This is a genomic window from Kitasatospora sp. NPDC004289, from assembly GCF_053602875.1.
Window position 1 is genome coordinate 12,289 of the sequence record NZ_JBSGEL010000069.1, and the last position, 21,942, is coordinate 34,230.

A 21,942-nucleotide genomic window follows, 5' to 3' on the forward strand; every position below is an offset into this window, starting at 1 on the left:
GTTCGGCACTGCGGTGATCGACGACAGCGACGGCAAGAAGATCGGTACCGCCCGCAGCCTCCGCGACCAGGGCGCCGTCGTCGCCAAGGCGCGGCACCCGCCCGCCGTGCGTCCCGGGCGGCTGTTTCGGGCGGCGGGCGTTGCCGGCAGCGGCATCCGGTGCACCAGGGCGGGGCGGTGGGGCCGGCCGTGCTCGTCAGGCGGTGGGCGGCCTCACCGTGGCCGTGGTTGCGGCGGCCTGTCGGCGGGCGAGGCGGTAGCCGGAATCCGCTGGCGTGTACGGCCCTTGGCCGACCAGACTGGGGCGGCGGTGGAATCGGAAGGGGGACGTGGTGGGCGACCAGCCGGTTGTCGGTCTGTGGTTGAGGGAGCGGACCGATCCGTGGGACTGCGAGCCCTGGCTCCGCGATTTCTGCGGCGTCAGCCCGTCGTGGGGTGAGAAACCGGCTCCGGTGATCCTCGTTCGCGATCCGGCTCCGCTGGGCCTGCCGGGCTTCGACCTGACGGATGTCCACTCGGTGGACTACGGGTGGCCCGAGGCGCCCGATCCCGACGATCTCGTCGACGCCGCGCTCCCGCAGGGCCTCGTGCCGCCGGCCGAGGTGGCGTGGCTACACGCGGTCGGCCGCGGGCGGGCCAATCAGGTCGTGCTGGGCCACCTGGCGCTGTTCCTCGCGCAACGCCACGACGCGTTGATCGACGTCTGCTACCTGCTCGGGTCGGGTCCCTACGACGACCGGGACGACGAAGCCCAGCTCGCCGACGCCCGGGCCGTGGCCGCCTCGCTGCCCGGAGGTGTCTGGGAAGTCCCGTACCTCACCGAGGACGGCGACACCTGGTACCGGCACGTCTGCGATCGCGAGGCATTCGCCGCCTGGCTCGACCACCCCGGATTCGAGCTGTACAGCTGATCCGGAGCTCTGGCGCGGCCGCCGCCGCGCCGGCTCGCACGCGCTCACCGACGCGTTCGACAACGCGCGCAACCGCACCCGCCTACGAGCTGCGCCGAGCCGAGCGACAGGCGATGGCGTCGCCGGTACGTGCTGTCGGGTACGCGGGTACGACGAAGCCTCCCCTCGCTGGTGTCAGCGGGGGGAGGCTTCGTGGTCTGCCTGTTCTGACCGTGGGTCAGATGCTGAGGACCTGGCCGGGCAGGATCATGTCGATGTCGCCGCCGATGACCTGGGCATTGTTGCCGTACAGGGTGGTGAGGTTGACGCCGTGGGCGGCGGCGATGGCGCCGAGGGTGTCGCCGCTCTTGACGGTGTAGCTGCCACCGGTGCTCTTCTGCACGGGAGCGGTCGGGGCGGTGTTGGCGACGGGCTTGCGCTCGGTGCCGCGCGAGGCGGCCTGGGTGTCGTTCTTGGGCGCGGCCTTGGTGGTCTGGTCGGCCTGCTTGGTGGACTTCACCGGAGCGGAGGCCGAGGTGGTGTCGGTCTGGGCGGGGGTGCCGCCCTTGGTGAGGCCGGCCTTGACGGAGCAGACCGGCCAGGCGCCGGGGCCCTGGGAGGCGAGGACCTTCTCGGCGACGGCGATCTGCTGGCCCTTGGTGGCCTGGGCGGCGGAGGAGGCGTACTGGGTGCCGCCGTAGGCGGCCCAGGTGCTCGGGGTGAACTGCAGGCCGCCGGAGAACCCGTTGCCGGTGTTGATGTTCCAGTTGCCGGTGCTCTCGCACTGGGCGACGGAGTCCCAGGTGGAGGAGGACGCGGCGGAGGCCGAGGTGGCCGTGACGAGGCCCGCCACCGGAAGGGCGGCCACAGCGCCGCCCATCAGGACCATCCGCAGGCGGTTGCGCTTCGCGGTGGTGGTGGCGGTGGTCTCGTGACGGAAGGTCATGCAGATCCTCTCGGAAAACCCCAGGCGGACCGCACGGAGCGGGCCCGAACAGTGGGCGGTGCTCCGCGATGTCTCACGCGGTGGGCGGCCTCTGTCGCGTTGGACGCGGATGGCCGCCCCGGTCACCTTTCGCCGCGTGTGCCCGGCCGCCTGAAGGGGCGGGGGCCGCGGGTGGTGGACCCGGGAAGTGCGCTGTGCACTGGTTACGAAGCTACGAGCCCCCACCGACCCCCGGCAAGAATTTCAGCGAAACACCAGCTCAGAGCAGGGTTACCGAAGGTATGGCCAAGGCCGCACCCCCGATTCCAAGGGCCGGGCGAGCCCGCCGGAAGATCGTTCCAGGACCCGATGTGGCCGCCGTCACCCCTCCGGGGCGGTGACGGCGAGCACATCGTCCACCCACCGCCAGGACACGACCACGCACGGTCGGATTCGGCGGCGGAACGCGGTGGCCCCCGTCACAGCCGTCCCACGGCGCGGGCTCACAGCACCGGCTGGATGTCCCCCGTGGTGACGGTGTGCCCGGTGCCGCGGGTGGTGAGGTCGCCGGGGGGGATGCCGGGGTGGTGGCGGGTGTCGTCGGAGGAGGCGGGGGAGGGGTCGGCGAGGGCGATGCGGGAGACGATGCGGTAGCGGTCGCCGCGGTAGAGGGAGTGGACGTATTCGACGGGGCGGCCGGTGTCGTCGGTGGTGAGGCGTTCGAAGCGCAGGGCGGGGGAGAGGGCCGGGACGGAGAGCACGCGGGCCTCGCGGTCGCTGACCACGGTCGGTTCGATGGCCTGGACGGCTTCGCGGACGCGGACCCCGTGGGCGGCGAGGAGTTCGTAGAAGTCCCCGCTCTCCAGGGCGGCGGGGGAGAGGCCGGGGGCCAGGTCGGCGGGGATGTGGAGGTGCTCGATCGCCATCGGCTCGCCGTCCACCAGGCGCAGGAGCGCGATCTGGAGGATCTCGGCGGCGGGGGAGAGGCGCAGTTTCCGGGCGATCGCGGCGCCGGCCGGGAGCGTGGCGAACTCGAGGACCTGGCTGGTCCAGGTGCCGGAGGGGCGGGGGACGCTGAAGGACGGGGCGCTGCCGCCCGCGGGGGTCAGCTCCTGGACGATCTTGGCGAGGGCGACGAACATGCCCCGGCCGTGCTCCCTGGTCAGCAGGCCCTCGGCGACCAGTTCGTCGACGGCTGCCCGCAGGGTCGGGCGGGAGACGCCGAGTTGGGTGCAGAGGGTGCGTTCGGAGGGGATCGGGTCGCCGGGGGCCAGCGACTCGGCAAGTTCGCGTAGGTACTCCCGGACGTTTTCCCTCTTCAATCCCGTGCCTGTGGCCATCGCGGATCCCGTCCTTCATCGGTGCGTCACTGACTGGTCAGACCATACCAGACCAGTTCGCCGAGGTGACCAGTTGCCGAAGGGCCTCCCCGGAGGAGCCCGGAGCTGGATCTTTCCGCAGCTGGAGGCCACCTGTGGGCCGAAACGGAGGTCTTGACGGAGTGTCGGGGCTGTGCGACCTTCTCATACCACCGGCCAGACCAGTTGGTCCGACTGGTAAAGAAACGTCGAGAGTGGTCACTCCAGCAGACCGCTCTCACTCCTCCCCCAAGGCGGCACCAACGTGAGACCCACCGCTCTTCCGACCACCCTGCGCTCCGCGGTCGCCCTCCTGCTCGGCACGGCCACCCTGGTCGGCTGTTCCTCCTCGGGCTCCGACGGCGGCTCCACGGCGGCGACGCCGTCGAAGCTGACCGTGTGGATCATGCGGGACAGCGTGACCGACGGCTTCCTCCAGCGGTTCAAGGCCGACTTCGAGGCGGGCCACGCGGGCACCACCCTGGACGTCCAGATCCAGGAGTGGGACGGCATCGGCCAGAAGATCACCAGTGCGCTGGCCAGCAAGGACGCGCCGGACGTCATCGAGGTCGGCAACACCCAGGTCGCCCAGTACGCGGCCAGCGGCGGCGTCAAGGACCTCACCGACAGGACCGCCGACCTCAAGGGCGCGGACTGGATCCCCGGTCTCGCCGAGCCCGGCAAGATCGACGGCAAGCAGTACGGCATCCCGTGGTACGCGGCCAACCGGGTTGTCATCTACAACAAGGACCTCTTCGCGCAGGCCGGGATCACCACCCCGCCGAAGACCCGCGAGGAGTGGATCGCCGACACCACCAAGCTCAACTCCGGTGGGAACGACGGCATCTACCTCTCCGGCCAGACCTGGTACGCGCTGGCCGGCTTCATCTGGGACGAGGGCGGCGACCTCGCCGTCAAGGGCGCGGACGGCAAGTGGGCCGGCGCGCTGGACACCCCGCAGGCCAAGGCCGGCCTGGCGTTCTACCAGCAGCTCCAGGCGCTCGGCAGCGGCCCCAAGGACTCCGACGAGGCCAAGCCGCTGCAGGCCGAGGTCTTCGCCAAGGGCAAGAGCGCGCAGGTCATCTCCACCCCCGGCGGCGCCGCGGCCATCCTCAAGGCCAACCCGGCGCTCAAGGACAAGCTCGGCTTCTTCCCGATCCCCGGCAAGACCGCCGCCAAGCCCGGCGCGGTCTTCACCGGCGGCTCCGACCTGGTCATCCCCGAGTCCTCCCGGCACCAGGACGCGGCGTACGAAGTGGTCAAGGCGCTGGCCGGTGACAAGTGGCAGACCGACATGGCCAAGGAGATGAGCTACGTCCCGAACCGGACCTCGCTCGCCGGGGCCCTGGCCGGCAACGAGGGCGCCTCGGCGATGGCCGCCGGCGCCGTCAACGGGCACGCCACCCCCAACTCCCCCAACTGGGCGGCGGTCGAGGCGAACAACCCGATCAAGCAGTACATGACCCAGGTGCTCACCGGCGCCGACCCGGCCACGGCGGGCAAGGCCGCCTCCGAGGCCGTCACCAAGGCCCTCAACAGCTCCAACTGACCCCCGCAGAGCACTCCGAGAACGGGAGTCACGCCGTGCTCACCGCACCCGAGGCCGTACCCGCGGCCGCACCCCCGCCCGCCCAGGTCACGCCGCCGCCGCGCACCCGCGGGAGGCGCGGGGCACTCGCCGCGGCCTGGCCGTACCTGCTGATCGCCCCGACGCTGGTGGGCACGGCGTTCCTGCTGCTCTACCCGCTGGTCCGGAACCTCCTGATGTCGTTCCAGCACTTCAGGATGGCCGAACTCATCCACGGCGGAGCCGAGTTCGTCGGCCTCGCCAACTACACCCAGGTGCTGGCCGACCCGGACTTCTGGACGGTGGTGCGCCGCACCCTGGGGTGGACGGCGCTCAACACCGCGCTCATCATGCTGTTCGGCACCCTGATCGCCCTGATGCTGGCCAGGCTCGGCCGGCGGATGCGCCTGGCGGTGATGAGCGGCCTCGTCCTCACCTGGGCCACCCCGGTCATCGCCGCCACCACCATCTTCCAGTGGCTCTTCCAGTCCCGCTTCGGAGTGGTCAACTGGTCACTCGACGCCCTGGGGTTCCACGGCTTCCGCGACTACGCCTGGTTCGCCCACGGCGGCTCGACCTACGCGATCCTGGTCGGGCTCATCGTCTGGCAGTCCGTGCCGTTCGCCGCCCTCACCCTGTACGGCGGCCTCACCACCATCCCCGCCGAGCTGTACGAGGCGGCCCGGCTCGACGGCGCCGGATCCTGGCAGACCTTCCGCCTCGTCACCTTCCCCGTCCTGCGGCCGCTGTTCGCCCTGGTCACCTCGCTGGAGGTGATCTGGTGCTTCAAGTGCTTCGCCCAGATCTGGGTGATCAGCCAGGGCGGCCCGTCGAACGCGACCACCACCCTGCCGGTCTACGCCTTCCAGATCGCCCAGTCCCTGCACAAGTACGACCTCGGCTCGGCCGTGTCCACGCTCACCGTCCTCATCCTCGCCGGCGCCCTGGTCTTCAACCTGCGCCGGATGTTCCGCCAGGAAGGAGAGGCGCTGTGAACGCCCTGGCCGTCCGCCGCACCCTGCGCCGGATCCCGCTCAACGCCGCCGCCCTGGCCGTCCTCGCCGTCTCGGCGTTCCCGGTCTACTGGATGGCGATCACCGCCCTGAAGCCCACCGCCGACATCCAGGCCGACACCCCCTCCTTCCTCCCGCTGCACCCCACCCTCGACCACTTCCGCACCGCGGTGGACGCGGACGGCTTCGGCACCTTCTGGCGCAACAGCCTGATGGTCACCGGCGGGGCCGTGCTGCTCTCCCTGGTGGTGGCGCTGCTCGCGGCCTTCGCGGTCGGCCGGATGCGCTGGCGCGGCCGGCGGGCGTTCATCCTGATGGTGTTCATCGCCCAGATGGCGCCCTGGGAGGCGCTGCTGATCCCGATGTACGTGATCGCCCGGGACACCGACCTGCTCGACAGCCTGTCGATGCTGACCCTGGTCTACTTCATGACCACCCTGCCGTTCACCATCGTCACGCTGCGCGGGTTCCTCGCCGCCATCCCGGTCGAACTGGAGGAGTCCGCCCAGGTGGACGGCTGCAGCCGGGCCGGGGCGTTCCGCCGGGTGACGCTGCCGCTGCTCGCCCCCGGTCTGCTCTCCACCTCGCTGTTCGGCTTCATCACGGCCTGGAACGAGTTCGCGTTCGCCAACACCCTGATCATCAAGAACCAGGACGCCCGCACCCTGCCGGTCTGGCTCTCCTCCTTCGCCAACGTGTTCGGCACCGACTGGGGCGCCACGATGGCCGCCTCCTTGCTCTTCATGCTCCCCGTCCTGCTGGTCTTCCTCGTCCTGCAGAACAAGGTCACCTCCGGCATGACCGCCGGCGCCGTCAAGGGCTGAGCCCGGCCCCCCTGACGCTCCGTCAAGCCCTGCCGCCCACCCGCCACCTACCCCGGAAGAAGAAGATCCTCCCCGTGATCCTCCCGACCCCGGTCGACCTCGTCCGCACCGCCGGACGGTTCACCTTCACCGAGCGGACCACCGTCCGTGCGGACGGCGACGCCGCTCAAGTCGCCGACCTGCTGCGCACGTTGCTCGGCCCCGCCACCGGGCTGCCGCTCGCCCCCGGTGCGGCCGGAACGGTCGTGCTGACCCTCGACCCCGCCGAGCGGGAGCTCGGGGACGAGGGGTACCGGCTGACCGTCGACCCGTTCCAGGTGACCCTGCACGCCGCCCGGCCCGCCGGCCTGCGGCACGCCGTCCAGACCCTGCGACTGCTGCTGCCCCCCGAGGCACTGTCACCGCGGCCCGTGCCCGGAGTCGTGTGGAGCCTGCCCGCCGTCCGGATCACCGACCGGCCCCGGCACCCCTGGCGCGGGTTCATGGTCGACACCGCCCGCCACTTCCAGCCGCTGGAGCGCCTACTGGCCACCGTCGACCGGATCGCGCTGCACAAGCTCAACGTGCTGCACCTGCACCTCACCGACGACCAGGGCTGGCGGCTCCCGGTCGACGCCTACCCCCGCCTCACCGAGATCGGCTCCCGCCGCGCCCGCAGCATGGTCGGCCACGCGGGCTCCGCCCGCTACGACGACCTGCCCCACCAGGGCGCGTACACCAAGGCCGAACTGCGCCACCTGGTCGCGTACGCCGCCGAGCGGGGCGTCACCGTCGTCCCCGAGATCGACATGCCCGGCCACACCCGGGCCGCGCTGGCCGCCTACCCGCACCTCGGCAACCACCCCGAGCGGCAGCTCGACGTGTGGACCGAGTGGGGGGTGTGCGAGACGGTGCTCGGCGTGCACGAGGAGGTGTTCGCGTTCTGCCGCGCGGTCCTGGACGAGACGATGGAGCTGTTCCCGTCCCGGTACGTGCACCTGGGCGGCGACGAGTGCCCCACCGTCGAGTGGGAGAGCAGCCCCGCCGCCCGTCGCACCGCCGCCGAGCTCGGCCTCGCCGAACCCGCCCACCTGCGCGGCTGGTTCCTCGGCCGGGTCGGCCGCCACCTGCTGGACGCCGGACGGATCCCGATGTGCTGGGCCGAGGCCGACGGCTCCACGCTCCCCGTCGAGTTCACCGTGATGCCCTGGCGGGACGCCGAGCACGGCCGGGAGGCCGCCCGGCTGGGCCACGACGTCGTGATGGCCCCGCACCGCTCCACCTACCTCGACTACCCCCAGAGCGCCAGCCCCGACGAGCCGCTCGGCCAGGCCGGCCTCGTGGTCGACCTGCCCACCGCACACGGCCACCTCGCCCCCACCGACCACTGGGAGCAGGACGAGCGCGCCAGGGTGCTCGGCAGCCAGGCCGCGCTGTGGACCGAGTTCGTCACCACCGCCGCACACGTGGACTACCTCACCTACCCGCGCCTGTGCGCCATCGCCGACCACGCCTGGAACCCCGCGAGCGACTACGCCGAGGACTTCCTGCCCGCACTCGCCAGGCACCGCCCCCACCTGGCCGCGCTCGGGGTCCACGCCGGGCGGCCCTGACGGCCCCTCAGGCCCCGCCCCCTGGCCCCTCGGACCCCGCCCCCTGGCCCCTCAGGCCCCGTCCCCCGGGCCCGGCCCCCCACAGACCCGGCCGACGGCCCACCGCCGACGGCCGCCCGCGGCACGCGGACCACCTCCGCCGCCGCACCCCGCACGTGCACCACCGGAACGTCCTACTGCCCCGCCCCGAGCGGAGCCTCCCCCCACGGAAGGAACCACCGTGTCCGCACGTCCCCGCCCGATCAGCCGCCGCGCCCGGCTCGCCGCAGCCGCCGCCGTGGCCGCCGCCGGTCTGGCCGTCAGCGCGCTGACCGTCGTCCCGGCCTCCGCCGCCGACAAGTTCTCCGTCCAGTACCGCACCAGCGCCTCGGGCGCCACGGCCGACCAGACCGAGCCGTGGCTGCAGGTGACCAACACCGGCACCAGCACCGTCGCGCTCAACCGGATCACCCTGCGCTACTACTTCAAGTCCGACGGCCCGTCGGTCACCTACCGCTTCGCCTGCTCCTGGGCGGTCAAGGGCTGCGCCAACATCACCGGCACCTTCGGCACCCTGGCCAACCCCACCGCCACCGCCGACCGCTACCTGGAGATCGGCTTCACCGCGGGCGCCGGCTCGCTCGCCCCCGGGCAGTCCACCGGCGACATGCAGCTGCGGTTCTACCGGGCCGACTGGCAGACCCTCACCCAGTCCGACGACTACTCCTTCTCCAACTCCCAGAGCAGCTACGCGGACTGGCAGAAGGTCACCCTGCAGGAGGACGGCGCGCTGATCTGGGGCACCGCCCCGGCCGGCAACAACCCCTCGCCGTCCGCGAGCCCCAGCCCCTCCCCGACCGGCTCCACCAGCACCCCGCCGGTGGACCCCAACGCCCCCGCGCTGTTCGACGACTTCTCGTACACCACCAGCGCCGACGCGGCCATCCAGCAGCACGGCTGGACGGTCAAGTCCGGCCAGGGCGGCCCCGGCGTCCCCGGCGCGACCTGGTCCCCGGCCGACGTCACCTTCCCGACGGTGGGCGGCGGCAAGGTGCTCAACCTGCGCCTGACCACCGACGGCACCGCGGCGGGCACCAAGGAGACCGAGATCCAGACCACCGCGCGGAAGTTCAAGAACGGCACCTACGCGGCCCGGGTCAAGTTCGCCGACGCGCCCGTCAGCGGCCCCGACGGCGACCACGTCAACCAGACCTTCTTCGCCTTCACCCCGCTCAACGCCCCGATGGACCCCAACTACAGCGAGCAGGACTTCGAGTACCTGCCCAACGGCGGCTGGGGCGAGCAGGGCAACATCATGTACGAGACCACCTGGGAGACCTACAACCCCGACCCGTGGAACGCCGTCAACGCGCACGGCGAGCAGCGCCAGTCCTACGACGGCTGGCACCTGCTGCAGTTCACCATCGACAACAACAGCGTCACCTACTACATCGACGGACAGCAGACCGCCTCGCACGGCGAGCCCTACCTGCCCGAGACCCCGCAGTTCATCGACTTCAACCACTGGCTGATCGACCTCAACGGCCAGACCTCCTCGACCCCGCGCTCCTACGACCAGCAGGTCGACTACGTGTACTTCGTCAAGGACCAGGTCCTCACCCCCGCCCAGGTCGCCGCGAACGTCGCCGCGCTGCGCTCCGCCGGCACGACGTTCAAGGACACCGTGAGCTGACCTGGCGTCAGTAGGGGGTGGCGACCGTGCCCCGGGTCCGCTCGGACCCGGGGCACCGTTGCGTGCCGGGACCTCGGGCGCGGTTGTGGTGGGGGAGCGTCAGTCGAGCAGGTGCCAGTCGCGGGGGAGGTCGGCGGTGAGGAGGCCGCTGACCTCGGCGGGCGGGAAGGCGGGCCAGCTCCGGGTGGTCTCGTGGCGGCGGTTGAGGCGTCGGTCGAGGAAGCGCTGCGCCTGCCTGAGTGCCTCGGCGGCCCGCTCGGTGCCGATCCGCCCGTCGGCCAGGGCGTCCGCGAAGTCGTCGAGGTCCAGCAGGCGGTAGGGGTGGTCGGGCGGGCCGACGACGACGTCGATCCACAGGTCCGCGGTCCGCAGCAGACGCTGCCCGGGACCGTCCCACTCCACGCTGACCAGGTCGCAGTACCACCAGCCGCGCTGCTGGGGCGGGAAGGTCACCGGCTGGTTGATCTGCACGGACTCCTCCAACAGCACGAAGGTGCGCTGGACGTGGTCGGTGCCCGCCTCGTGGAAGCCCCAGTCGTAGGCGACGACGTTGCCGCGGCGGATCCCCACCGCTGACAGCGCCTCGTTGTGCAGGACGCTCACCCGCTCCTCGGAAGTCACGGGGCACCGTACCAACGACGGGCGACGGGCGACGGGCGCCGGGCGTCGGGCGCCGCTGTCGGCGTCGGCTCAGGGGCGGGTGGTGAGCCGGGCGAGCGCGGCGTCGTGGCGGGCGCGGACCTCGGTGTCCGGGGCGGCCCGCAGGAGTGCGCCGAGCGCCCGGACGGCTCCGTCGTCGTAGCCGGCGGCTTCGGCCTCCCGCGCCGCGAGGTCGAGCTGGGCGATGCCGTCGTCGCGGTGGCCGAGCCCGAGCAGTGCCTCGCCCTTGATGGTGAGCAGCAGGACGTGCGGGATGTCCGTGCTGTCGGGGCCGAGGTCGAGGGCCCGGTCGGCGGTGGTCAGGGCCTCGTGCCAGTGTCCGGCGTCTGCCCGGTGGCGGGCGAGGTGTTGGAGGGCGAGGCGTTCCATCCGCGGGTCGCCGCTCGCGCGCGTCAGCTCGACCGCGCGTTCGCAGCCGCGCGCGGCCTCGTCGAGATCGCCGAGGGCGGCGTGGGCGATGGCGAGCACGAGGAGGGCGTTGGCCTCGGCGAAGGCGTCGCCGGCGGCGGCGAGCGCGGAGGCGGCCCTGAGGTGGACGAGGGCCTCCGGGGTGCGGCCCTCCTCGGTGAGGACCCAGCCCAGCACGTTCAGGACCCGTGCCTCGCCGTGCCGGTCGGCGTCGGCCCGGGCGGCGGCCAGCGCGGTCTCCAGGAGGGGCACCCAGCCGTCGCGCACGCGCCACACGATCAGCGGCCACATCGACATGACCAGCCGCCAGGTCCGCCCGTGCAGTGCGGCGCCGTGCGCGGCGGCGACGGACAGGACGAGGTTGTCGCGCTCGGCGGCGTACCAGGCCACCGCGGCGGCCCGGTCGCCGAACTCGCGCACCGCGGCCGGGTGGTGGAAGCCGGCCGGGAGCGGGAAGCAGTCCTCGGCACCGGGCTCGGCGGCCGCCACCGCCGCGGTGGCGGTGGCGGTGTAGTGGTCGAGCAGGCGGGTGAGGGCGCCGGGGTTGGCGTCGAGGCCGCGGGCGTGCAGCCGGACCAGGTCGTGCATCTGCCAGCGGCCGGGCGCGGTCTCGGTGAGCAGGTGCGCGGCGGCCAGGCGCTCCAGGGAGGTCTCGGCGGTGACGGGGTCGGTGGCGACCAGCGCGGCGGCCGCGTACCGGTCGAGGTGGGTGCCGGGGTGGCGGCCGAGGTGGGCGAACAAGTCGCGGACGGGCTGCGGAAGTTGGCGCAGGGTCAGGTTCAGCGCGGCGCGGACGCCGGTGTCCTCCAGATCCAGCAGGCCCAGGCGGCGGGTTTGGTCGGACAGTTCGTCGGCCATCGTGGCCAGGGTCCAGTCGGGCCGCTGCGCCAGGCGGGCGGCCGTGACCCGCAGGGCCAGCGGGAGACCGCCGCACAGCTCGGCCAGGCGCAGCGCGGCGGCCGGCTCCGCGTCGACCCGGTCGGCGCCCAGGATCCGGGCCAGGAGCGCGGTGGCGTCCTGGGGTCCCAGGACGTCGAGGGCGACGGGCCGGGCGCTGTCGCTGACGATCAGTGCGCCCAGGCGGTGGCGGCTGGTGACGACGGTGACGCAGCGGTCGCCGCCGGGCAGCAGCGCCCGGGCCTGGTCGGCGTCGCGGGCGTTGTCCAGGACGACCAGGAGCTGACGGTCGGCGGCCAGCGAGCGGAACAGCGCGCCCGCGCCGTTCTCCGACTCCGGTATCCGCTCGCGGGGCACGCCGAGGGCGAGCAGGAACTCGCGCAGCACCTCGAGCGCGGCCACCTCGCCCGTGTCGCTGAAGCCGCGCAGGTCGGCGTACAGGCGCCCGTCCGCCAGGCCGGCGGGGTCGTGGTGGGCCCAGTGCAGGACGAGGGCGCTCTTGCCGACCCCGGCGGGCCCGACGACCAGGCACACCGGCGCCTCGCCGGCCGTGGCCCGGGTCAGCGCGGCCAGCTCCGTGCCCCGGCCGTGGAAGCCGCGCGGTGCGCGCGGCAGCAGGTCGGGCACGCCCGCCCTCGGCGGGGGACCGGCCACGGCGGGCGGCGTCGGGGCGGGCGTGCTCGGGGTGGCCGTGCTCGGAGTGTCCTCGGAGGTGGCGTCCGCGCTCGTGCTGGTGGGGGGCGTGGCGTCCGCGGTCGGGATGATGCCCGCCGGGGTGTTGCCCGCCGGGGCGTCGTGCCGCGCGCGTGCCGGGCGGGGCCGGCCCAGGCTCGCGGCCTCCTCCAGCTCCCGCGCGCCGGCCGCGTCCAGGCCCAGGGCCTTCGCCAGTGCCTGGACGGTGCGGCGCTGCGGTCCGCGGGAGCGGCCCTGCTCCAGGTAGGACAGGGTGCGCACGCTCACTCCCGCCGCGTGCGCCAGCTCCTCCTGGCTGAGCCCCGCACCACGGCGCAGCGCGTGCAACCGCGTGCCGAAGGAGCGGACGGCGGGTGTGGTGGAGGCCATGCCGATGATCTTTCCGTGCTCGAGGTGGCCCCGCCCGATGCCGAACCCCAACCCGCAAAAGTATGCGGTACCTACTTCTGCGGGCGAAATTGCATGGTCCGGGCCCGCCGGGCCGGGTTGGAATCGAAGCCTGAGGACGAACGCCCCGCAGCCACTCGCGGACACCCGGAGCCACCCGGAGACCTTCGCGCGCCGACGGGCAGTCCGTCCTCGCAGTCCCTCCCGCGCGAGCTCCTGCCCCGGCAGCGGCAGCGGCTCCCGCGGGGTCCTCGCCGTGCGGCCCACACCCGTGCGCACGACACCCTCGGGAGAACCACCCCATGCACGTACCCGTGACGCCCACCGGGCACCGAGCCGTCCCCCCGGCCCGCGAGGTTGCCCCCTTCTCCCGCTCGCGGGACTGAAACCCGCAGCCCGGCCCGCCACCGCGGGTTCGGCCACCACCGTCACCACGCAGTCCGCACCACGTCACACAGCCACACCCCGGGGGCCGAGAAGTGCGCAACGAAGCCGAGTTCGTCAGTTTCGCGGAGGGCAGCACGCTGCGCCTGCGCCAGCTGGCCTACCTGATGTGCCGCGACTGGCACCTCGCCCAGGACCTCACCCAGACCACCCTCACCAAGATGTACCTGGCCTGGCCCCGCCTCACCCGCCGCGACGGCGACCCCTTCCAGTACGCCCGCAAGGTGCTGCTCAACGCCCTGCTCGACCACAAACGCCTGCGCAGCTCCACCGAACTGACGGTGAACCACTTCCCCGAACGCCCCACCACCCCCGACACCACCGCCGTCCGCCTCGCCCTGCTGGACGCCCTCGCCCTGCTCTCGCCGCGCGACCGCGCTATCGTCCTGCTCCGCCACTGGGAGGACCACAGCGTCGAGACCACCGCGGAGATCCTCGGCGTCAGCCGCTCCATCGTGAAGGCCCAGACCACCCGCGCCCTCGCCACCCTCCGCACCCACCTCGGCGAGGAGCGCCTGGCCCTCTTCGCGGCCTGAGCCGAAACACCGTCAGCGAGCGCTCCGCGTGCCGTCGTCGGCTCGGTCCTCGACTTCGGCCCGCTCGACTGTACGGCTGATCTCGCGCTGGGCTGGACGGTGTCCTCCCTACCAACGGCAGCCTCAGGTACCCAACGGCCTTGTGGTCAGCTCGGGCTGACGGCAGGTCAGGGTGGGATCGGCACACTTGCGCGATCACCGACAGACCATTCAGGTCATTCGATGGCTGATACCGGCACAACGCCGTCCTTCTCTCCGCAAGCCCCGCATCGGGGCACCAGGGTCCTGCCATGATGCGGCCAAGGAAATGTGACATTGCATATTTCTTCCGCTTCCCCGCAGACCCTCGACGAGGAGAGACTCGTGAAGAACGTCATCACCACCGCTGCCGTCACCGCAGCGGCCCTCACCGCCCTGACCACCGCCCAGGCGGCTGCCGTGGCACCGGCCGGCCCCACCGGTCCGGTCGGCCCCGTGATCACCTGCGGCACCCCCGGCGCGCCCGGCTACCTGCTGACCCGGGCCTGTGTCGAGGTGACCGGCAAGCAGGTGCGGTTCTACGGCGTGGCCACCGCCAACGACCCGTCCCACCAGGTCCAGTCGGTCGGCTTCACCATCCAGGGCGCGGTGTCCGGTGGTGCCCCGATCGCCCCCGTCTACCCCGTCGTCAACATCCAGGCCGGCGGGAACGTGGTCGGCAGCGCCTACGGCACCGCAACCTGCGGTTCGACGGTCACCTCCACCTTCTCGGTGAACCAGCCGGGCTGGCCCGCCTCGACCGCCACCGTCTCGGCCGTCGTGATCTGCTGACGACCGCTCCCCGCCCCGGGGCGCCCGGCGCCAAACGCCCGCCCCGGAACCCACGCACACCGCCCGCACCTTCGACGACACCACGCCAAGAGCCACCACCGTCGTCACCGGGCCGAGCACACCGCCACGCCGGTCACCACCAGCCGCCTGCGACGCCCGACAAGGCCGCCACCCCACAGGGTGGCGGCCTCGTCGGCATCCGGCGGCGCCCAGCACGACCCCACACCGCCGCCCACCACCTCCTCGGCGGCAGCGGGCACGGCGAGGACGACCACGGCGACGCCGCCGGCCAGTCGGTGAAACCCAGCCGCCGACGCCAGCCCCGCCCTGCCAACCCCCGCGCTGCGCCAGGCCTGCAGCGGGTCCGTGACCTGACCCTCGAGCGCTTCGGCTGTTGTGGCCTGTCGGGCCGTGGGGGGATGAACCGCCACCGCCCGTGCGGCGCTCCGGTGGGCACGGAGATCAGCGACTGCTCGACCCCGTACGAGCTGCACCTCGGCCCCGGCCAGGTCCGTCAGCTCACAGTCTGATGGAGCCACGCCGGCGGTTCGGTGCCACGGCCGGCAACTGCGCCGCTGAGGGACGGGTCCACCTTGGCGCGGTCAAACTCAGGGAGGTTGGACTGACGACGGTTTGTCTCACCGAAGTTGGGCCTCCGGCGGACTGTTCGCCTGACATCTCTTTCGCTGGGGCGGCGGGGCTGGGAGGATCTTGGACATGGAGAGAATCGAGTCCGCGGTCCTTCGGTGACCGCCGCGATCGGGGTCATGGCCTCGCCAACCTTGCTCGACTACGCGCTTCGTGTCTGGCGCACCTATCCGCAGCCGTTCGCGGGTACGGCTGGTGACGAGATCGATGCGGACCAGGAGTCCTTCCTGGCACGGCTCAACGCCAGCTGTCTGCCACCCAGCGCCCGCAACGACCGCTCCGGCCACCGGCAGCGCAGCTGCGGCGGGGGATCCGGGGTGTCCTGGCCTCGCCACCGCGACTGCCAGGTCGCCGGACTGCTGCAACACCGGCTGCGCCGGGGGACCGAGCCGGCCTCGCTGCGGTTGCTGGCGAGTGCGCTCACCAGGGTCGGTCCGGCACAGCCGTTGGATCCGCAGATCCGGTGGGTGCTGAGCCGTTACGACCCGTTGACCGTAGCTCAGGTGGGCCGCTGGCTGCTGTGCAACGGCGCCGACGAACACGTCGTGCAGGCCGGCTTGGTTCTGCTCGTCGAGACGGCCACGGAACAGGACCTCCCCCTGCTGCGCACCCTCGGGGTGCTGACCAGCTTCGCCATTCCTACGTCACTGGCCCTGGAGCGGATTCCCGGGCGGGGCAGCGGTCCTGATCGAGCTCGCCGAGCACACCAGCACCTGTACGCCTGGCCGGGACGTCTACGTCGAGGCGCTGATCCGTCTGGGCGCGCCCCGGGCCCGCTACCGGTGGTGGGAGAGCCGGATCAACCCCTTCGGTGTGCACCCCCGGGCGGACCCCTGTCGGCCGGACGATCCCGAGGTCATGCACTGGTTGCGCCGCAAGGCCGATGACGGCGGAGACTTCACCGGCTACTTCGCCGCCGACATTGTGACGGCCGCCGGGATCGCGCAGGCACTGGCGGACCCGCAGGCCGACGCCGAGCTGGTGGACCACGCTGGGCGGCTGCTGTCTGCGCTCACTTCGTGTGGCGGCATGGGCGTCACCCTTGACGAGCTCGAGGACGCTCCGGAACTGCTGCGGTCCTACGGGGAGCAGGTGGCCCGACTCGCTCCGACCCCGCAACGCTGCCGTACTGTCCTCGGCCTGCTCGACGCCTTCACCGGCGAGCCACGCTCCGGCTGCCAGGTGGACTGGTCCGGGGAGGAGCACGAGGCATACCGCACTCGGCTGGCCGACCTGCTCGCCCGGCCCGCATGGCGGGACTGCCTCCGGGCAGTCCTGGCCCTGCCGCACGAAGGCCCTGACGGGCGGACGGCCACGCTGGCCGGCGAACTCGGCCTGCAGCTGACCGTCGGTCAAACCTCGGTGAGACTCGTCAATCTTCGTTGAGACGGGGCAGCCCCGTTCAGCGGCCCTGCTGATCCGGCGGCGTGCTGCCCTGCTGCCGCTCCTGGCGTGCCTTGCGCACCTCGTTGATCTTCTTGGCACCAGCCCGGCGGGCGTCGGTCAGCGCGTTGCCTGCGTACGCCGAGACCGAAGACCACGTCGGCCGCTTCCTCACCGAATCCTGCAAGACCGACGAAGGCATGCACGCCGAACAGGGCTCCAACCCCGTCTCCAGCCGGGCCTTCGCCGCACGAGTACGTGAAACCCTGGGTATGACCCGGCCGAGCTCGCCCACGAGACCGACCTCGTCTGGCTCGAGGACACCACCCACCTCGACTACGTCCGCCAGTCCCTGGACCGCCTCACCTCCCGCCGCGGCCGCCCCGCCTACCACCGTGACGGCCGCATGGTCGGCTACGCCATCCTCGGCCCCGACGCCAAAGCCTCCCGCGCCTCCGGCACCTTCCGCCGCCGCGTCTTCTGGCTCCTGCCCCACGACCGCGACCAGCAGCCCGACGGCCTGTACTCCACCGGCGCCCCCTCGGAAGCCGTCGGCCCCCGCAACGTCGCCCCCGGCACCAAGGGCTACAAGACCGAACGCTCCGAAGGCGGCCCCGCATCCCCCGCCATGCCCGAGCTCGGGATAACGCTCCCGAAGACCTGACCAGGCCGCGCAGGCGTGCCGGAGTATCGACCGGTCGCGCTCCAGCACCCCGGATGCCAAGGCGATGACTGCTGCGAGGAGCGCCGCGGCCAGGTGAACCAGCAGGCACACCTGCGCTTGTAAGCGGGACACCCTGAGTGGCTGAACAGCTGCGGCGTGGGTTCCTTCCGGTCGCTGCTGGCTACGGCGTCGTCCCTCGGCCTACGAAGCCCGCTCACGGAGTGCGCCTCGTGCCGGCGCGCCGGGACTGGCGGCGGGTGTGCGTGCGGCTGGTGTACGGCCGCACGCACACCCTGGGCTGTGGCTACTCGGTGTGGGCTTTACCGTCTGGGTGCGCTCGCCCCAGTTGACGGTGTTGCAGTAGTTGTCGCGGCCGCCGTAGCTCTGGTCGGGGGAGAAGGAGATGTCCCGGTCCAGCTCGATCTCCGCCGAGCCGCCCCGGTCGAACCAGTCGGTCGAGTAGTTGTGGTAGCAGCCGGAGAAGCTGACGTTTGTGGCGTTCGAGTCGACGTGGTTGTCGGTCCGGCGGCGGGACTCGAAGTTGTAGGTCCAGGAATCGATGTTGGAGCTCCAGCTGCCCTCCGCATTGGCGGGGACCATGCTGGCGAGTGTGGCGGTGGCCACGGTGGCCAAGACGATTCCCGCGCGGTTTCGCATGAACTGGGTGAGGCGCATTTCTGGTGCTCTCCTTCTGTTCCGCTCAGTAGTCCACGGAGACCGAGCTGACGCTCAGGCAGAAGTTGCTCTTGTGGATGAAGTAGTAGCTTCCCTTTTGGGTCCGCTCGCCCCAGTTGACGGTGTTGCAGTAGTTGTCGCGGCCGCCGTAGCTCTGGTCGGGGGAGAAGGAGATGTCCCGGTCCAGCTCGACCACGGTGGGATGGCCGGCGTTGAACCAGCCGGAGTTGTCGTCGGAGCAGCCGCTGTAGCTGACGTAGGTGGTGTCGGAGTCGGTGTGGTTGTCGGTCCAGCGACGGGACTCGCTGTTGTACAGCCAGTAGCTGATGTAGGAGCTCCAGCTGCCCTCGGCGCTGGCCGGTGTGACACTGCCGAGCGTCGCTATCGCAAGCGTCGCTCCGACGATTCCGGCATTTCGGCGCAGGAATTTCATGGATCGCATCCAGTGTTCCTTTTTTGGTTTCCCTGCCTACTGGGCGAGGCGGTCCGGCGTGTCCGGCTCCGGGGTAATGATGCACACGCACGGTCGGTGGGATGGGGGTGACTGGAGCGGTTTGGTAAAGCGCAGTCCGTTTTGTCGGTTTTATTTGACCGGATGCACGGGAACTGCCTGCGGCGAGGTGCGCGGATGGTGCATGATCAGACCCGAATCCTTTCGACTGCGAAGCGGATCGGTGGTCATGCCTGCTGAAGTACGTGATTGCTCCTTCGGGTACCGGAGGGGAGCCGAGGTCCTGTCAGGGTTGAACCTCCGGTTCGAAGCCGGATGCAGCGTGTTGCTGGGGCCGAACGGGGCCGGCAAGTCGACACTGCTGGGCCTGGTCGCCTCTGCGCTCACACCCGCGTCTGGCCAGGTCAGCCTGGACGGGCTGGACACCAGCCGGGCCAAGGACCGAAAGGAGTACCGGCGCAGGGTCGGCTGGCTGCCCCAGCAGGTCCGCCCCGTCCCCGGATTACAGGTCCGCGAACAGGCCGCCTACGCGGGATGGCTCAAGGGCCTCTCGCGAGGCGAGGCCTGGGAGAAGTCGGCCCGCGCGCTCGAACAGGTCGGCCTGTCCTCACTGGCCGACCGCCGCAGCTCAGAACTCTCCGGAGGCCAACTTCGACGGCTGGGCATCGCCCAGACCCTGGTCCACCAAGCCGAACTGGTCCTGCTCGACGAGCCGACCGCCGGACTCGACCCCGTCCAACGAGGCGTCTTCCGCGAACTGATCGCCGAACTCCGCCACCTCACCTCCTTCGTGGTGTCGACCCACCAGACCGAGGACCTCGCGGAGATCTACGACGAGGTCGTACTGCTGGACCGAGGACAGGTCCGCCACCAAGGCCCGATCGACTCCTTCCTCGCCCTCGCACCAGGCGGAGCGAGCGCCGAGCGCCGCGCCGAATCGGCCTACGCCACCATCGTCGCCGGGGAGGTCTGACCGATGCCCTGGCGCACACTGATCCGCACCTCCGCCGCACTGCGCTGCGCACCCGTGCTGTACGTGTGGATCGCGATGTACAGCAGCAACGTGACCGGCTGGGTGACCGACGGCTACTGGCCCTCGGTGACCGCGCAGAGCACCTTCCTCCTGAACTTCACCGCACCCGCCATCGCCGCCTGCGGCGCCTGGGAGGCCCTCAAGGTCCGCCGCTCCGGCGTGCTGGACGCCGCGCCCGCCCGCTCGGCCACCACAATCGCCTTGTCGGCGCTCGCCCTCGTCCTCGCCGTCGGAACCGGTGCCGTCCTGCTGGCGCTGATCCTGCTCATCCCGCAGGCGGGCGGCATCCCCGGATGGTCCACCGGAGTCATCCTCGCGACGGAACTGCTGGTCGTCCTCGGACACGCCACGGTCGGCTACGCGCTCGGCTTCCTCCTGCCCCGGATGCTCGCCGTCCCGACGGCACTTGTCGCCAGCTTCCTGTGGATGGCCTATCCGGCGACCCTCGACACCTTCTGGGTCCGGCAGCTCAACGGCCGTAACCTGACCGAATGCTGCGCGCTCGACGAGGTCCCCTCCCTCCGTGCGGTGGCATCCATCCTGCTCGCCGAGCTGGGCCTGGTCGCGGCCGGCTGGATCTGGGTCCGGCTGCGCGGGAACCTCCGGTACACCGCAGTCCTCGTGTTGGCGACAGCCGTACTGCTGGGGGCTTTGGTCGCCGACCCGCTCGGATACCGGGCCGCCGTGGCAAGGCCGCTGGCCGAACAGAGCTGCATCGACGGGTCGCCGCGAGTTTGCCTGTGGCCGGAGCAGAAGCCGGAGGCGACCCGCATCACCGCATGGTCGGCCAAGGCGGGGGAGCAGCTGCGAGCTGCTGGGCTGACACCGTCCGACACTGTGACGCCGTTCACCGTCCGCCCCACCGAGGACGAGGTCCGGTCGCTGGTTGCCACGGCCTTGGTGCCGAAGGGGCCACCGCAGTGTGCGATGGAGCGTGGGGCACCCTGGCCCGGGGCCAAGGCGGCGGGCCCGGTCGCGGCTTGGGTGAAGCTGAAAGCCGGCGCCTCAGCCCGCTCAGTGGAGGGGCGCTACGGACCGGACGTGATGGCACTGGTGCACGAGATCATGGCACTTCCCCAACCGGACCAACTGGCATGGTTCCAGAAGAACATGGCGGCGCTCACCCGCTGCGACTCCGAACCCTCGCTCGGTGCCGGACAGTTCAACCGCCTCGCACCGGCCACGGCAGGAGCAGCAGGATGATCTGGTGGATGCGGGTCCGGTACGTCCCAGCTGTGGTCCTCGGTCTACTCGTCTGCACCAGCCTGGGCATGGCAGCCGACTCGGTCACCGTGCCGATCCCAGTGGTAATCGGAGGGCTGACCTTCGACCTTCCACTGCCCGCAGTGCTTCCCGTTCTGCCCGTCTGCCTGATCCTCCAAGGCCAAGAGCGTGCACGACGGGAGCTTGAACGAGTGGCCGTCCGGGCAGTCGGCAAGTGGGACGCCGCACTGATGGCCGCAGCCGTCGCCACCGCCGTCACGGTCGCGGTAGTGGCCGCGACCCTGGGCGCTGGCACGGCCGGCACCGCCATGGCCCGGGACTTCGCGGGCTACCTCGGAACGGCCCTCGCCCTCCGACACCTGTTCGGAGCGCACCTCGCCTCCGCGGCCGTCGCCGTACTACCGTTCGCCTGCGCCTCCTTCGGCCTCACGCACAACCGCCCGAGCATCTGGGCCTGGCCCCTGCACGAACCCTCCTCGGCGGTAGCCAGCGCGCAGGCGTTTCTTCTGCTTGTCATCGGGGCCGTCACCCTTGCTCTGCCGTCCTGGCACCGCGTCAGCACCGGCAAGTCTGACTGAAGGTCCGGCTTGCATCGGCGGAGCCGGATAGTTCGAGCGGTTCCCCCGAGCAGCGCTGTGTTCCAGCAGCTCTGGGTGCCGGCGGCGTAGCCGGTGCTGCTGGACCAGCTGGCGGTGGCGGAGCCGATGGCGTGTGCAGCGCGGGTAGCCGAACCCGCATTAGGCGCAGGCCGTTGGGGATGGTGTGCCCCACCTGGCCGGGGAAGGTGATGGCCTCGTCGTTCGCGTCGGTGGCGATGCCGGTGATCTCGTACTCCTGCCCGTCGGCGAGCCCAAGACCGGCGGCCTGCTCCGTGGTGAGCCGCAGCCGGACCCGGCTGGCCGGGACCGGCCGGGCGACGGTCACCGTGCCGGGCTCCTCACCGTAGCCGGTGACGACCACCCGGATCCGGTGGCCGCGCTCCAGGTGCAGCTGCATCTCCGACCGGAACTCCTCCACCGTCTCGACCGGCGCCGCAGCGCCTCCGGCAGCCGCTGCGGAATGGCCGCCGTGTAGGTGGCACCGACCTCGACGTCCTCGCTGCGCATGGCTCCATCGTCGCGCGTACGGGCCGCCGGGGGTGGGACAAGCCTGGGACAGACCCTGTCCCAGCACCGTCCCACCACGCCG

The 21,942-nt window shown here is 71.7% G+C and carries 21 protein-coding genes and 1 pseudogene; 14 read left to right on the forward strand and 8 right to left on the reverse strand.

Annotated features, from left to right (window positions below; genetic code table 11):
- Nucleotides 1–332: 332 nt before the first annotated feature.
- Nucleotides 333–911, forward strand: coding sequence for a DUF6368 family protein (locus ACWEPF_RS32275; RefSeq protein WP_449798841.1), 579 nt, complete (start codon nucleotides 333–335; stop codon nucleotides 909–911).
- A 217-nt stretch (nucleotides 912–1,128) separates the two neighbouring features.
- On the opposite strand, the gene ACWEPF_RS32280 is transcribed toward ACWEPF_RS32275, so the two are convergent.
- On the reverse strand, nucleotides 1,129–1,836 hold the full coding sequence (locus ACWEPF_RS32280; RefSeq protein ID WP_452175350.1) for a transglycosylase family protein: 708 nt from the start codon (nucleotides 1,834–1,836) through the stop codon (nucleotides 1,129–1,131).
- Between the two features lie 482 nt (nucleotides 1,837–2,318).
- A complete protein-coding gene (locus ACWEPF_RS32285; RefSeq protein WP_452175351.1) occupies nucleotides 2,319–3,155 on the reverse strand; it encodes a GntR family transcriptional regulator in 837 nt (278 codons plus the stop codon).
- A gap of 283 nt (nucleotides 3,156–3,438) precedes the next feature.
- Here ACWEPF_RS32285 and ACWEPF_RS32290 point away from each other — a divergent pair, with 283 nt between their 5' ends.
- The 5 genes from ACWEPF_RS32290 to ACWEPF_RS32310 all read left to right on the forward strand — a co-directional run bounded on the left by ACWEPF_RS32290 (nucleotide 3,439) and on the right by ACWEPF_RS32310 (nucleotide 9,841).
- Complete coding sequence (locus ACWEPF_RS32290; RefSeq protein ID WP_452175352.1) at nucleotides 3,439–4,722, forward strand: extracellular solute-binding protein; 1,284 nt, start codon at nucleotides 3,439–3,441, stop codon at nucleotides 4,720–4,722.
- 35 nt (nucleotides 4,723–4,757) lie between these two features.
- Nucleotides 4,758–5,735 carry a carbohydrate ABC transporter permease gene (locus ACWEPF_RS32295; protein WP_452175353.1) on the forward strand — a complete coding sequence of 326 codons (978 nt, stop codon included), beginning with the start codon at nucleotides 4,758–4,760 and terminating at the stop codon, nucleotides 5,733–5,735.
- A complete protein-coding gene (locus tag ACWEPF_RS32300) occupies nucleotides 5,732–6,577 on the forward strand; it encodes a carbohydrate ABC transporter permease (protein ID WP_452175354.1) in 846 nt (281 codons plus the stop codon). Before ACWEPF_RS32295 ends, ACWEPF_RS32300 begins: the two co-directional genes overlap by 4 nt.
- Before the next feature lie 74 nt (nucleotides 6,578–6,651).
- A complete protein-coding gene (locus ACWEPF_RS32305) occupies nucleotides 6,652–8,169 on the forward strand; it encodes a beta-N-acetylhexosaminidase (RefSeq protein ID WP_452175355.1) in 1,518 nt (505 codons plus the stop codon).
- A gap of 220 nt (nucleotides 8,170–8,389) precedes the next feature.
- Complete coding sequence (locus tag ACWEPF_RS32310) at nucleotides 8,390–9,841, forward strand: cellulose binding domain-containing protein (RefSeq protein WP_452175356.1); 1,452 nt, start codon at nucleotides 8,390–8,392, stop codon at nucleotides 9,839–9,841.
- Between the two features lie 99 nt (nucleotides 9,842–9,940).
- On the opposite strand, the gene ACWEPF_RS32315 is transcribed toward ACWEPF_RS32310, so the two are convergent.
- Nucleotides 9,941–10,462, reverse strand: a complete 522-nt coding sequence (locus ACWEPF_RS32315; protein WP_452175357.1) for a DUF402 domain-containing protein — start codon at nucleotides 10,460–10,462, stop codon at nucleotides 9,941–9,943.
- 69 nt (nucleotides 10,463–10,531) lie between these two features.
- The gene (locus ACWEPF_RS32320) at nucleotides 10,532–12,868 is read right to left on the reverse strand and encodes an ATP-binding protein (RefSeq protein ID WP_452175358.1); all 2,337 of its coding nucleotides are present in this window, start codon (nucleotides 12,866–12,868) and stop codon (nucleotides 10,532–10,534) included.
- Between the two features lie 497 nt (nucleotides 12,869–13,365).
- Between ACWEPF_RS32320 and ACWEPF_RS32325 the strand changes: the two genes are divergently transcribed.
- The 4 genes from ACWEPF_RS32325 to ACWEPF_RS32340 all read left to right on the forward strand — a co-directional run bounded on the left by ACWEPF_RS32325 (nucleotide 13,366) and on the right by ACWEPF_RS32340 (nucleotide 16,710).
- Nucleotides 13,366–13,866: a sigma-70 family RNA polymerase sigma factor gene (locus ACWEPF_RS32325; protein WP_452175359.1), complete on the forward strand. Its 501-nt coding sequence runs from the start codon at nucleotides 13,366–13,368 to the stop codon at nucleotides 13,864–13,866.
- A gap of 363 nt (nucleotides 13,867–14,229) precedes the next feature.
- A complete protein-coding gene (locus tag ACWEPF_RS32330) occupies nucleotides 14,230–14,676 on the forward strand; it encodes a hypothetical protein (protein WP_452175360.1) in 447 nt (148 codons plus the stop codon).
- Between the two features lie 746 nt (nucleotides 14,677–15,422).
- On the forward strand, nucleotides 15,423–16,211 hold the full coding sequence (locus tag ACWEPF_RS32335; protein WP_452175361.1) for a hypothetical protein: 789 nt from the start codon (nucleotides 15,423–15,425) through the stop codon (nucleotides 16,209–16,211).
- Nucleotides 16,192–16,710, forward strand: coding sequence for a hypothetical protein (locus tag ACWEPF_RS32340; RefSeq protein WP_452175362.1), 519 nt, complete (start codon nucleotides 16,192–16,194; stop codon nucleotides 16,708–16,710). Before ACWEPF_RS32335 ends, ACWEPF_RS32340 begins: the two co-directional genes overlap by 20 nt.
- A gap of 16 nt (nucleotides 16,711–16,726) precedes the next feature.
- Here the strand turns inward: ACWEPF_RS32340 and ACWEPF_RS32345 are convergent, their stop codons facing one another.
- Complete coding sequence (locus tag ACWEPF_RS32345; protein WP_452175363.1) at nucleotides 16,727–17,002, reverse strand: hypothetical protein; 276 nt, start codon at nucleotides 17,000–17,002, stop codon at nucleotides 16,727–16,729.
- On the opposite strand from ACWEPF_RS32345, the pseudogene ACWEPF_RS32350 reads away from it, so the two are divergent.
- Nucleotides 16,991–17,371: pseudogene (locus ACWEPF_RS32350) on the forward strand (DUF6009 family protein); the annotation flags it as partial. The gene ACWEPF_RS32345 and the pseudogene ACWEPF_RS32350 overlap by 12 nt on opposite strands.
- Nucleotides 17,372–17,572: 201 nt before the next feature.
- On the opposite strand, the gene ACWEPF_RS32355 reads toward ACWEPF_RS32350, so the two are convergent.
- Nucleotides 17,573–17,971, reverse strand: coding sequence for a hypothetical protein (locus tag ACWEPF_RS32355; protein WP_452175364.1), 399 nt, complete (start codon nucleotides 17,969–17,971; stop codon nucleotides 17,573–17,575).
- A gap of 100 nt (nucleotides 17,972–18,071) precedes the next feature.
- Nucleotides 18,072–18,488, reverse strand: a complete 417-nt coding sequence (locus ACWEPF_RS32360) for a hypothetical protein (protein WP_452175365.1) — start codon at nucleotides 18,486–18,488, stop codon at nucleotides 18,072–18,074.
- A gap of 238 nt (nucleotides 18,489–18,726) precedes the next feature.
- On the opposite strand from ACWEPF_RS32360, the gene ACWEPF_RS32365 reads away from it, so the two are divergent.
- The 3 genes from ACWEPF_RS32365 to ACWEPF_RS32375 are packed head-to-tail and all read left to right on the forward strand — an operon-like array spanning nucleotide 18,727 to nucleotide 21,332.
- Nucleotides 18,727–19,470 carry an ATP-binding cassette domain-containing protein gene (locus tag ACWEPF_RS32365; protein WP_452175366.1) on the forward strand — a complete coding sequence of 248 codons (744 nt, stop codon included), beginning with the start codon at nucleotides 18,727–18,729 and terminating at the stop codon, nucleotides 19,468–19,470.
- A 54-nt stretch (nucleotides 19,471–19,524) separates the two neighbouring features.
- Nucleotides 19,525–20,733 (forward strand): DUF7224 domain-containing protein, encoded by a 1,209-nt coding sequence (locus ACWEPF_RS32370; RefSeq protein WP_452175367.1) that lies wholly within the window; start codon nucleotides 19,525–19,527, stop codon nucleotides 20,731–20,733.
- Nucleotides 20,730–21,332, forward strand: a complete 603-nt coding sequence (locus tag ACWEPF_RS32375) for a hypothetical protein (RefSeq protein WP_452175368.1) — start codon at nucleotides 20,730–20,732, stop codon at nucleotides 21,330–21,332. Before ACWEPF_RS32370 ends, ACWEPF_RS32375 begins: the two co-directional genes overlap by 4 nt.
- Here the strand turns inward: ACWEPF_RS32375 and ACWEPF_RS32380 are convergent.
- Nucleotides 21,310–21,750, reverse strand: a complete 441-nt coding sequence (locus ACWEPF_RS32380; protein WP_452175369.1) for a hypothetical protein — start codon at nucleotides 21,748–21,750, stop codon at nucleotides 21,310–21,312. The genes ACWEPF_RS32375 and ACWEPF_RS32380 overlap by 23 nt on opposite strands.
- Nucleotides 21,751–21,942: the final 192 nt, after the last annotated feature.